We start from the raw sequence: 10,757 nt of genomic DNA, 5'->3' as shown, positions 1-10,757 counted from the left end.
CCGGCGCGACGCCGGTTCAGTCAGCCGCTCAGAGAGCGACGACACCCGTGGCCTGAGGGCCCTTGGCCCCCTGGCCGATCTCGAACTCCACGCGCTGGTTCTCCTCCAACGTGCGGAACCCATTCGACTTGATCTCCGAATAGTGGACGAACACGTCCGATTCGGCGTTGTCCGGAGTGATGAATCCGAACCCCTTCTCAGCGTTGAACCACTTGACGGTCCCCTGTGCCATGTCCTGCATTCTCCTGTGGATTTCATCGTGACGCCGGCACTTGTGTGACGGCCGAGTTACTCCGCGGGAGGGCCCAGTATGCCGGGAACTCCACGCTCGCAACGGTCTTGCGAGCATGCATTGCATGAAAAACACTGCTACCTACATCAAGACTGGGACTAGCCAATCATGCCGGGCAAGTGCGGTCAACGGGATAGACGGGTTTTGTTGCCAACGATGGAGGAATTCCCTGCCAACCGCCGGAGAACGCCGCGGAAACCCCGCGCTGCGCGTTCTCAGCCACGCAATGGGCGCGATGGGGAAGGGGTCCGGGGGAGGAGCACGCCCGCTCGCACCACCGCCCCGAGGCCAAGATCGGGGTCCGTCGCCACGATGTCGGCCCGGAGCCCGCGGCGGAGGCTGCCGAGCTCGTCGGAGCGGCCGAGGACCGCCGCCGGTACGGCCGTGGCCGAGAAGACGGCATCGGCGAGGGGGATCCCCGCGGCCGCCGTGCGCGCCACGACCTCCAAGAGCGTCGCGGTCCCGCCGGCGATCGACCCCGTGGCGTCCAGCGTGGCCACGCCCCCGGCCACTGTCACCGGCGACGGGCCGAGCATGTAGTGCCCGTCGCCCAGTCCTGCTGCGGCCATGGAGTCCGTCACGAGGGCGATGTTCGCCGAGCCCACGAGCTCGAAGACGGTGCGGACCATTGCGGGGGCGAGGTGGACGCCGTCGGCCACGAGCTCGACGACCGCGCCGCCGGCGGCCGCGGTGCGCAGGCACGCGGCGACCGGCCCGGGGGAGCGGTGGTGCATCGGGGGCATGCCGTTGAAGAGGTGCGTCACGGTGGGAAGGCCCTCGGCGCCGTCGAACCCGGCCGCGGTGAGGCCGTCCCTCGCCTGCTCGAGCGAGGCCTCCGCGGTGGCGTCGTCGCAGTCGGTGTGCCCGAGCGAGGGCGTCACACCGTGCGCCGTCAGGAGGTCCACGAGGTCCGAGGCGCCGGGCAGCTCCGGCGCGTAGGTCATCGTCGCGAGGGCCCCGTCCGCCGTCTCGATGAGCTCCATCGCGAAGTCGACGTCCGGCTCGAGCAGGAAGTCTGGGTTCTGCGCGCCGCAGCGCGCGTGCGCGAGGAACGGGCCCTCGGCATGCACACCGGCGATGAGGCCCTCGGTGTCGAGCCTCGCGAAGAGCTCGGTGCCGCGCAGAAGCTCCTCGCGGGAGGCCGTCACGAGGCTCGCCAGGAGCATGGTCGTGCCGCGCCCGTGGAGGAAGCCGATGGCCCGCCGCGCGCCCGCCTCGTCCGTGCTGGGGAAATCGACCCCGTCCCCGCCGTGGCAGTGGAGGTCCACGAGCCCGGGGAGCAGCAGCGCGCCCTCGGGCGTGGGCACCTCTGTCCCGCCAAACGCCGCTGCGTCGAAGTCCGCGGCGGGCCCGGCGTACTCGATCCGGTCGTCCTCGACCGCGATGAGCCCGTCCGCGATCTCGGTGCCGTCGCTCACGATCCGGCCGCGGAGGGTGAGACGGGAGGGGGACTCCGGGGCGGGGGTCTCGGGGGAGGTCATGGAACTACCTTAGGCGAGCCCCGGCGTCGTGCGATCAGAACAGACGCGACTCGACGTCGTCGACCCCCCGCATCGCGTCGTAGTCGAGGGTGACACAGTCGATCCCCCGGTCCGCGGCGAGGACGCGCGCCTGCGGCTTGATCTGCTGGGCGGCAAAGATGCCCCGAACGGGCGCGAGCAGGGGGTCGCGGTTGAGCAGCTCGAGGTAGCGCGTGAGCTGCTCGACGCCGTCGATGTCCCCCCGGCGCTTGAGCTCGACCGCGACCGTGGCTCCCGTCGCGTCCCGCGCGAGGATGTCCACCGGGCCGATGGCCGTGTAGTACTCCCGCCGGATGAGCGAGTAGCCCGCTCCGAGCGTCTCGATCTGCTCCGCGAGCAGCCGCTGGAGATCGGATTCGACGCCGTCCTTCACCAGGCCGGGGTCGACTCCGAGCTCGTGGGACGAGTCGTGGAGCACCTCGTGGACGTTGACGATGAGGCGGTCGTCGGTCTTGGCGGACTGGACCGTCCACTGCTCGGCCACGCCGTCCTCGAGCTCGGCCTGCTCGGGGGACGTGACGCGCATCGTCGCGGGCGGGCTCATCCAGTTCAGCGGCTTGTAGGAGCCGCCGTCGGAGTGCACCAGTACCGAGCCGTCCGACTTGACCACGAGGAGACGGGTGGCGAGGGGGAGGTGGGCCTTGAGCCGCCCCACGTAGTCGACGGAGCAGCGGGCAATGACGAGTCGCACCCGAGAACTTTATCGAATCGTGCTGCGTCCGGGCGGAGGGCGGGGCCGGAAGGCGGAAGCGCGGGCCGGGGCACAATGGGACCATGCCCCGCTCGAACCGCTCCCGCCGCCGCCCAGCCGTCTCCCGGACCGAGCGGGCCGCGGCGAACGCGAGGGAGGACCTCGACGACTTCAGCCCGGAGAGGGTCCTCGCGGGGTTCGCGCGCCTCGAGTCGGCGCCCGACGGCGAGTGGCGTGTCCGGCAGGTGACCACGAGGAACGCGGCCAAGGACTACACCTGCCCCGGCTGCTCGCTCATCATCCCGCCCGGCGTGGCACACCTCGTGGTGTGGGCCGATGACCACCTCTTCGGCGACGAGGCCGGGATCGCGGAGCGCCGACACTGGCACACGCACTGCTGGCGTACGCGCAACTACCGGTACCGCTGAACGCTCGTACCGCGGAAGCACACGGGGAGGCGGCGTCGGCCTGTGTCCGCACGCCACTCCCCTCGGCGACCGTTCGCTACTGTGGGCGCATGAGCTTCGATCCCGCCTCGTACGTGTTCACCGAGTCCGACGGCCCCACGCCGATCCGCGCCAACACGGTGCTGCCCGCACGCCGGGAGAACATCGAGCTGCACACCTCCGACGGGCTCACGCTCGTGGGGGAGCTCGCGCTGCCCGCGGACCGCGAGCCGTCCGCGACCCTCGTGACCCTCCACCCGCTCCCGACCCATGGCGGGTTCATGGATTCGCACGTGTTCCGCAAGGCCTCGTTCAGGCTGCCCGCCCTCTCCGGGCTGGCCGTCCTGAGGTTCAACACGCGAGGGACTTCCAGCCCCCGGGGCACGAGCGGGGGCCGCTTCGAGGAGGGCGTGGGGGAGAGGGCCGACGTCGAGGCTGCCGTGCTCTTCGCCGCTGAGCGCGGTCTGCCGCGCCGCTGGCTCGTGGGCTGGTCCTTCGGGACGGAGCTCGCGCTCAAGTACGGGGCGACCGCGCCGGTCGCCGACGCCATCGAGGGCGCAGTCCTTCTCTCTCCGCCGCTGCACCGCGCGGGCGACGCCGATCTGGATGCCTGGGCCGACTACGGCCGGCCGCTCACTGCGCTCGTGCCGGAGTTCGACGACTACCTCCGCCCGGCCGAGGCCGCCGAGCGGTTCGCCCGCGTCCCCCAGGCCAAAGTGGTGGGAGTGGACGGCGCCAAGCACCTGTGGGTCGGGGAGAAGTACGTCCACCGTGCCCTGAGCGAGATCGTGGCCGACGTCCTCGGGCACGGCGCCGCCGGGACCGCGCCGGGGGGCACGCTGCCGACGGACTGGGAAGGTATGGTCGCGGCCGCGGCGTAGTGCCCGGACGGTGGCGCGTGCGCACCCAGCGCCCGTCCTAGTGCTTGTCCTGCCGGGTGATGAACACCTCTTTGATCAGGAGCATCGCGGAGGCGGCCGTCGGGATCGCGATGAGCGCCCCGAGCACTCCGAGGAGGCTGCCGCCGGCGATGACCGAGATGACGGCCACAGGGCCAGGGACGGCGACGGCACGCTGCATGATGCGCGGGGACACGAAGTATGCCTCGAACTGCAGGTACGCGAAGTACGCGATGGCCATGATGACGCCGGTCTGCCATCCCGCCGTCAGCGCCACGAGCGAGATGATGACGCCCGCCACGACCCCGCCCACGAGCGGGATGAACGCGAGGAAGCCGACCACGAAGGCCAGCAGGGCAGCGAAGGGGACCTTCAGGATGCCCATCACGATGAAGGCGAACGTCGCATTCAGCACGGCGACGCACACCTGCCCGATCACGTAGTTGCCCACGGAGCGGGTGATCTCCTCGCTGAGCGCCTCGACCCGGCGGCGGCGCGAGCGCGGCGCAAGGCGGTAGGCCCAGACCTTCATGGCGGGCATGGCGGAGAGGAAGTACAGGCTCAGCACCACGACGATCAGGACGCCGAACAGCGAGTTCGCGATGGTGGAGCCGACGCCGAGGACGCCGCCGAAGATGTTCGAGATCGCCGTGGAATCCTGCCCGAACTTCTGCAGTTCCTCTGTGACACGGGTCTTGATGCCGAACTGCTCGTCGATGCTTCGGTAGAAGTCGGAATGCAGGAAGTCCTGGATCCAGATGGGGACGTTGTTCACCAGCTGGGTGATCTGGTCCACCATGGTCGGGATGAGGGTGCCGAAGAACGCGCCGAGGACGGCCAGCAGCGCGAGGATCGTCGCCGCGATCCCGAGGGCCCGCGGAACCCGGTGGGACTCGAGCCAGCGCACCACGGGGTCCAGGCCGAGGGCGATGAACAGCGCGGCGAGGATCCAGAGCAGCAGCTGGGTGGTGTGGGAGGCGACGTAGTACAGCGCGAGGGCGATTCCGACGCCGACGGTCCCCATGAAGCCCATGTACACCGGATTGCGGGCTGAGACGCGCGGCCCGGGCTCGCCGAACTCCCCCTCGGGCTCGACGGCCTCGGGAGCCTGGGCGCCATCGGCCTCGCGCAGGGGCGGCATCTCGAAGCGCACCCGCGGCTGCGCTCCCGGAAGCGGCGTCCGCAGCCGGTGGACGATGTCGCGCACGAACCCGGTCAGGCCGCGGTGCCCGGACGCGCGGTCCCCGCCGATCACCGGCTTCCCGACCGGGGGGTTCGAGCCACCACCGAGGCCGTTCTCCGGCTCAATGGGACCGGGCTGGTGGTTCTCTGCCACGGGAGTGCGCCTTGTCTCTCGGTGTCTCTCGGTCTCTTTCGCTGCTTCCGAGGGCTTCTCGGGCCGTCTGCGCACACGTTACCAGCCGGTCCGATGCGGCCCTAGGATCACGATTTGGTTACCATGGTGAGGTTCCCTTTCCCCGACGTGAGGTATTTCCTGTGCGATTGAAGACCGCAGCTGCGCTCCTGCTGCTCGGCCTTGTAGCCCTCGTGGCCGGCATCGGCCAGTTGACGTGGTGGGCGCCGGACGAGCAGGTCACCGCCACGCTCCCGGCCGACACCCCGGCTGCTCCGCTGACCGTGATCGACACCAAGCTCCGTGACCTCCGCGGTGGAGAGGCGACCCTGACGATCCGCGGTGAGGGGAACTTCTCGCTGTCCGCGGGCCGCCCGGACGACGTGTCGGGCTGGGTCGGCAAGACCGCCCACACGACAATCGACGGCGCGTCCTCGGACGGCAAGGTCCTCTCGGCGACCCATGTGGACGGCGACCCGACCTCGCCGAATCCGGCCGGCGCGGACGTGTTCGCGACGACGCAGAATGCCTCCGGCAGCCTCGAGTACCACTGGGACGTCCCGGACAGCGGCGACTGGCAGCTCCTGCTCGCCACCGACGGCACCGCCGCGGCCCCGCACGACGTGACGATTACGTGGCCGAGCCATGCGAGCACGCCGTGGGCCGTTCCGCTCATCGTGATCGGCGCCCTGCTCGCGCTGGCCGGGATCATCCTCGGCCTCCTCAGCCGGCGCTCCGGCGGGCGCCCGGGAACGGGTGCGCCCTCGCGCCGAGCCTCGACGACCCCGGCCACGAGCGCGATCCCCCGGGCGCCGCGCCGGGCGCCCGGCGGCGGCCAGGGCACCGCAGAGATCGCTGCGGCGGGCACCGCGTCGAACACCGCGCACGACGGCGTGCCCCGCCGCGCGCTCGACGCCCGCCGCCGAGCCTTCCCGGGCACCGCCATCGCAGTGCTGACGGTGCTCGTAGCGGGCGCCGGCCTCGGTGCCGCCCCCGCCCAGGCGACCACTGCGCCGTCGCCCTCGGGCAGTGCGTCCCCGAGCGCCTCCGCTTCCCCGAGTGCCGCCGAGGCGCCCAAGGAACGCGTGCTCCTCGACGACCAGCTTGCGCGCATCCTCGACCAGACCGCGAGCGCGACCCAAGCCGGCGACGACGCGAAGGACGCCGCCAAGCTCTCCCTGCGCGCCTCGGGCTCAGCGCTGCTGGCCCGCACCCAGAACTACAAGGTGCGCGCCGCCGTCTCGAGCGCCCCGGCCGTGGCCCCGGTCCGCGCGTCGAAGCTGCTCACGAGCGTCGTGACGACCCAGCGGACCTGGCCCCGGACGGTCATCGCCGTCACCCAGGGGGATGGCAACACGACGCCGCAGATCCTCACCCTCCGCCAGCAGACCGCCCGGGACAACTACAAGCTCATCGAGGCGGCGCCCCTGCTGCCCGGGGCGACGTTCCCCGGCACGGCCAAGTCCGGCGCCGACCAGCTCGCGCTCGATGCCAAGAACGGCCTCGTCTACACGCCCGCCGAGGCGATTGCCGGCGTCGCGGACCGCCTGACCTACCCGGACAGCGTCTGGAAGGACCGGATCGCCGACAACGCCTACATCACGGACACGATCGGCTACCAGGCGGACGTCGTCTCGAAGAGCCCCAACGGCAACTTCACCGCCAGGCACACCCTCGTCGGGGACGAGGCCACTGCCTTCCGCACGGCCGACGGCGGCGCGATCGTGACCGCTCCGCTCGACTTCGTGCTCGAGGGCACCCCGAAGCAGACCGGCGACAAGCTGACCCTCGCCGACGATGCCGCCGCGCTCGCCGGCGGCAAGGAGGCCACGTCGAAGATGACCCTCACGTTCCGTGAGTCGGTCACGATCTACGTGCCGAAGGACGGTGCCTCGACCCAGGTCACGCTCATCGGTGCGACCCGCAACCTCTCCGGGGCTAGCGTCGGGTAGCCGTTCCATCTGCTCCTTCAGGGGCGGGTCCGCACGCGCGGACCCGCCCCTGAAGTGTGTCCGGGGGCTTCGCTAAGCTGGTCCCATGAGTGTTCCCGGTTCCCGCCAGCCCCAGCCGCAGCTGAATTTCCGCGGCGCCGTCGACCTCTCCGCCCTCAAGGCGCGCGCGACGGCGACACCTCCCGCCGCTGCGTCAGCAGCCGCGCCCGGCGCGGCCGTGCCCGACGACTCCGCGCCGCCCCCAGTCGGGGCTCCGGCCGGCGCCGCACCCGAAGGGGGCCGGATCGACCTGGACGAGGCGTCCTTCGGCCAGATCGTGCAGCGCTCGGCGACGGTCCCCGTCGTCGTGCTCCTGTGGGCCTCCTACTCGCCCGAGTCCCAGCGCCTCCGCGACGAGCTCGGCACCGTCGTCGCCTCGTACGGCGGGCGGCTTCTGTATGCGGCGGCGGACGTCGACGCGTTCCCGCAGCTTGCCCAGGCGTTCGGCGCCCAGGCGGTGCCGACCGCCGTCGCGATCCTCAAGGGGCAGCCCATCCCGCTGTTCCAGGGGGCGGCGGCCGAGGAGCAGTCGCGCCAGCTCTTCGACGAGCTCCTGCGGGTCGCCGAGGCCAACGGGGTGACGGGGACGGTCAGCGGTGCACCCGCGCCGGTGGTCGAGCCTGAGCTCCCGCCGCTGCACCAGGAGGCGTTCGACGCGATCGACCGCGGGGACTTCGCCGCCGCCGAGGGGGCCTACCGCAAGGCCCTCGCCGATCATCCGGCGGACCGCGAGGCCAAGGCCGGCCTCGCCCAGGTCCAGCTCATGGCCCGGGTGGCCGGGATCGACCAGCCCGCCGCCGAACGCGCCCGCGCCGACGCCGCCGGAGCCCCCGACGACGTCGCCGCGCAGCTCGCTGTGGCGGACCTCGACATCGTGGGCGGCCACGTCGAGGACGGCTTCTCGCGCCTCGTTGCCTTCATCGCGCGCAGCGCGGGCGAGGAGCGCGAGGAGGCCCGCGTCCGGCTCCTCGAGCTCTTCGAGGTCATCGGCGCCGCCGACCCCCGGGTAAGCGCCGCGCGGGCCCAGCTCGCCCGCGCGCTCTTCTGACCCGCACGCTCTTCTGACCGGCCGGCCGCCGACGATCGCCTCCCCGCGCGGGCCTCATCCCGAAGGCTGAGGCCCGCGTTCATCCTCGCGGCCGATCCCCGCAGCCGCGCCGGTTGCTAGCGTGGACGCATGGACCACCCGCACCCATCGTCGCCCTCCGGGCAGGCAGCGCTCTCGCTCCGCGGCCTCGTCAAGGCGTTCGGCGGCAAGCCGGCCGTCAATGGCATCAGCCTCGAGGTCCCGACCGGCTCGTTCTACGGGCTCGTGGGGCCCAACGGTGCCGGCAAGACCACGACGCTCTCGATGGCCACGGGCCTCCTCCGCCCGGACGCCGGCTCCGCGGCCGTGCTGGGGGTGGACGTGTGGGCCGAACCACTGGCCGCCAAGCGTCTCCTCGGGGTTCTCCCCGATGGCGTCCGGCTCTTCGACCGGCTCAGCGGCGAGCAGCTGCTGACCTACTCGGGCCTCCTGCGCGGCCTCGACCGGGCCACCGTGGCCCAGCGCACCCGCGACCTCCTCGAGGCCTTCGATCTCGCCGGGGACGCGCGCACGCTCGTCGTGGACTACTCCGCGGGCATGACCAAGAAGATCGCCCTCGCCGCCTCGCTTGTGCACGCGCCGCGCGTGCTGGTCCTCGACGAGCCCTTCGAATCGGTGGACCCGGTCTCCGCGGCGAGCATCAGGGCCATACTGACCGATTTCGTGCGCTCCGGCGGAACCGTCGTCGTCTCAAGCCACGTCATGGACCTCGTGCAGCGGATGTGCGACCACGTCGCCGTCGTCGCCCAGGGGCGCATCCTCGCCGCAGGCACGGTCGACGACGTGCGGGCGGGCGCGTCGCTCGAGGACCGCTTCGTCCAGCTCGTCGGCGGGCCGGGCCGGACTGAGGGGCTCACGTGGTTGCACACCTGATCCGGCTCAAGCTCCTCTTGGTGCGCAACGGCCTGAGGCGCAGCCCCTGGCAGCTCGTCGGCATCGTGATCGGCGCGCTGTACGGCCTGTGGCTGCTGTTCCTGGCGGTCGCGGGCCTGGTCCTGCTCCGTGCCGTGCCGACCGATCTGGCCGGGACGGTCCTCGCGCTCGCCGGCGCGCTGCTCGTGGTCGGGTGGGCGCTGACCCCGGTGATCTTCTCCGGTGTGGACCTGACGCTGGACCCCGCCCGCTTCGCACTGTTCCCGATTCCGCTGCGCCAGCTCCTCCTCGGCCAGGCCGCCGCGGGGCTCATCGGCGTGCCGGGCGTGTGCACGGCGCTCGCGCTCGCTGCCACGACGATCACCTGGGCGCGGGGACCCCTGCCCTTCGCGGTGGCGGTGCTCGGTGCGGTGCTCGCGCTTGGACTGTGCGTGGTCCTGAGCCGGCTCGTGGCGAGCGTCGCGTCCGAGCTCGCCTCGTCACGCCGCTTCAGGGACGTGAGCAGGATCGTGCTCATCGTCCCCCTCGTGCTCCTCGGCCCCGCGATCTCGCTGATGGCCCGGGGGATCGGCGACAGCGGGACGACCGGGGTTGCCGCCGCGGCGCACGTCCTCGGCTGGACGCCGCTCGGCGCGCCGTTCTCGGCGCCGGCCGACGCCGCCGACGGCCGCGTGCTCGAGGCGCTCGCCAAGCTCCTCATTGCCGCCGCCGGGCTTGCCCTCGCCGCCTGGGGATGGTCCTGGGCGCTCGCCCGGGCCCTCGAGAGCCCGGGGAGCCGATCCTCGGGCGGTGCGGGAGCGCGGGCGGCCTCCCGTCGGGGCCTCGGCGCGTTCGGCTGGATGCCGCCCACGCCAGCAGGGGCGGTCGCGGCCCGGGCCCTGACCTATTGGATCCGCGACCCCCGCTACACGGCGGGTCTCATCGTCGTCCCGCTGCTGCCCGTCATCCTGTACGTCTCCTCGCTCACGGGGCGCGGCGCCCACGGGTCGCTGCTCGAGGGCCCGTTCATCATCGCGGGCCCACTCGCGGCGTTCATCCTGGCCTGGTCCATCTCGGCGGACGTCTCGTACGACTCCACCGCCTTTTCCCTCCATGTCGCGGCGGGGCTGCGCGGCCGCTCGGACCGGCTGGGCCGTGCCGCCGCCCTCCTGCTGTTCGCGTTCCCCACGGTCGCGGTGCTGACGATCCTGCCGTTCCTTCTTGCGGGGGACTGGCGGCTGGCACCGGCGTTCCTCGGGCTGTCCCTGGGCGTGCTGCTCTCCGGGGTGGGGCTCTCCTCGCTCGTCTCGGCCCGCTACACCGTCGTGGTGCCCCTGCCGGGGGAGAGCCCGTTCAAGAGGCCCGCAGGCAACAGCGCGCAGACTCTGCTTGTGCAGCTGGGCGGGATGGTGGTGCTCGGGATCCTCGTGGCGCCGGAGATCGTCCTCGCCGTCCTGGCGGTGACGACCGGATCTGCGGGCTACGCGTGGGCTGTGCTCGGCGTCGGCAGTGTTCTGGGTGCCGCCCTCCTCGTGGGCGGGATCCTGCTGGGCGGCCTGCTCATGGACCGGCGCGCGCCGGAGCTCTACGCGAGCCTGACCAGGGTCCGATGAGGCGGCACGGCT

Annotated in this window: 10 protein-coding genes; 6 read left to right on the top strand and 4 right to left on the bottom strand. The window is 72.1% G+C overall.

The genetic code is table 11. The features are described from left to right. Window positions 1-28: 28 nt before the first annotated feature. The 3 genes from SCMU_RS12490 to nucS form a co-directional block, all read right to left on the bottom strand. The gene (locus SCMU_RS12490; protein WP_229229461.1) at window positions 29-232 is read right to left on the bottom strand and encodes a cold-shock protein; all 204 of its coding nucleotides are present in this window, start codon (window positions 230-232) and stop codon (window positions 29-31) included. 275 nt (window positions 233-507) lie between these two features. Continuing rightward, window positions 508-1,773 (bottom strand): N-acetylglucosamine-6-phosphate deacetylase, encoded by a 1,266-nt coding sequence (locus SCMU_RS12485; RefSeq protein ID WP_229229460.1) that lies wholly within the window; start codon window positions 1,771-1,773, stop codon window positions 508-510. A gap of 34 nt (window positions 1,774-1,807) precedes the next feature. Continuing rightward, window positions 1,808-2,503: an endonuclease NucS gene (gene nucS / locus SCMU_RS12480; protein WP_229229459.1), complete on the bottom strand. Its 696-nt coding sequence runs from the start codon at window positions 2,501-2,503 to the stop codon at window positions 1,808-1,810. 83 nt (window positions 2,504-2,586) lie between these two features. Here nucS and SCMU_RS12475 point away from each other — a divergent pair, with 83 nt between their 5' ends. Beyond that, window positions 2,587-2,931 carry an Rv1322 family protein gene (locus SCMU_RS12475; protein ID WP_229229458.1) on the top strand — a complete coding sequence of 115 codons (345 nt, stop codon included), beginning with the start codon at window positions 2,587-2,589 and terminating at the stop codon, window positions 2,929-2,931. Between the two features lie 89 nt (window positions 2,932-3,020). Further along, window positions 3,021-3,830, top strand: a complete 810-nt coding sequence (locus SCMU_RS12470) for an alpha/beta hydrolase (RefSeq protein ID WP_229229457.1) — start codon at window positions 3,021-3,023, stop codon at window positions 3,828-3,830. A 37-nt stretch (window positions 3,831-3,867) separates the two neighbouring features. Here the strand turns inward: SCMU_RS12470 and SCMU_RS12465 are convergent, their stop codons facing one another. Next, window positions 3,868-5,184 carry an AI-2E family transporter gene (locus SCMU_RS12465; RefSeq protein WP_229229456.1) on the bottom strand — a complete coding sequence of 439 codons (1,317 nt, stop codon included), beginning with the start codon at window positions 5,182-5,184 and terminating at the stop codon, window positions 3,868-3,870. A 161-nt stretch (window positions 5,185-5,345) separates the two neighbouring features. On the opposite strand from SCMU_RS12465, the gene SCMU_RS12460 reads away from it, so the two are divergent. The 4 genes from SCMU_RS12460 (at window position 5,346) to SCMU_RS12445 (ending at window position 10,745) form a co-directional block, all read left to right on the top strand. After that, the gene (locus tag SCMU_RS12460) at window positions 5,346-7,154 is read left to right on the top strand and encodes a DUF8094 domain-containing protein (protein ID WP_443020141.1); all 1,809 of its coding nucleotides are present in this window, start codon (window positions 5,346-5,348) and stop codon (window positions 7,152-7,154) included. Between the two features lie 85 nt (window positions 7,155-7,239). Then, window positions 7,240-8,241: a tetratricopeptide repeat protein gene (locus SCMU_RS12455; RefSeq protein WP_229229454.1), complete on the top strand. Its 1,002-nt coding sequence runs from the start codon at window positions 7,240-7,242 to the stop codon at window positions 8,239-8,241. Window positions 8,242-8,370: 129 nt separating this feature from the next. Continuing rightward, window positions 8,371-9,153: an ABC transporter ATP-binding protein gene (locus SCMU_RS12450; protein WP_229229453.1), complete on the top strand. Its 783-nt coding sequence runs from the start codon at window positions 8,371-8,373 to the stop codon at window positions 9,151-9,153. Continuing rightward, a complete protein-coding gene (locus SCMU_RS12445; RefSeq protein ID WP_229229452.1) occupies window positions 9,138-10,745 on the top strand; it encodes a hypothetical protein in 1,608 nt (535 codons plus the stop codon). The genes SCMU_RS12450 and SCMU_RS12445 overlap by 16 nt, the downstream gene beginning before the upstream one ends. The last annotated feature ends 12 nt before the right edge of the window (window positions 10,746-10,757 follow it).

Source organism: Sinomonas cyclohexanicum (assembly GCF_020886775.1).
In the GTDB taxonomy this organism is placed as follows: domain Bacteria; phylum Actinomycetota; class Actinomycetes; order Actinomycetales; family Micrococcaceae; genus Sinomonas; species Sinomonas cyclohexanicum.
The sequence above is the reverse complement of the archived record's forward strand: the minus strand, read 5'-3'. Positions and strand labels throughout refer to the sequence as shown.

Bases quoted from the DNA above. Each gene is read 5' to 3' on its own strand.
- SCMU_RS12490 (WP_229229461.1), bottom strand. From the start codon at position 232: ATGGCACAGGGGACCGTCAAGTGGTTCAACGCTGAGAAGGGGTTCGGA.
- SCMU_RS12485 (WP_229229460.1), bottom strand. From the start codon at position 1,773: ATGACCTCCCCCGAGACCCCCGCCCCGGAGTCCCCCTCCCGTCTCACC.
- SCMU_RS12475 (WP_229229458.1), top strand. From the start codon at position 2,587: ATGCCCCGCTCGAACCGCTCCCGCCGCCGCCCAGCCGTCTCCCGGACC.
- SCMU_RS12470 (WP_229229457.1), top strand. From the start codon at position 3,021: ATGAGCTTCGATCCCGCCTCGTACGTGTTCACCGAGTCCGACGGCCCC.
- SCMU_RS12455 (WP_229229454.1), top strand. From the start codon at position 7,240: ATGAGTGTTCCCGGTTCCCGCCAGCCCCAGCCGCAGCTGAATTTCCGC.
- SCMU_RS12450 (WP_229229453.1), top strand. From the start codon at position 8,371: ATGGACCACCCGCACCCATCGTCGCCCTCCGGGCAGGCAGCGCTCTCG.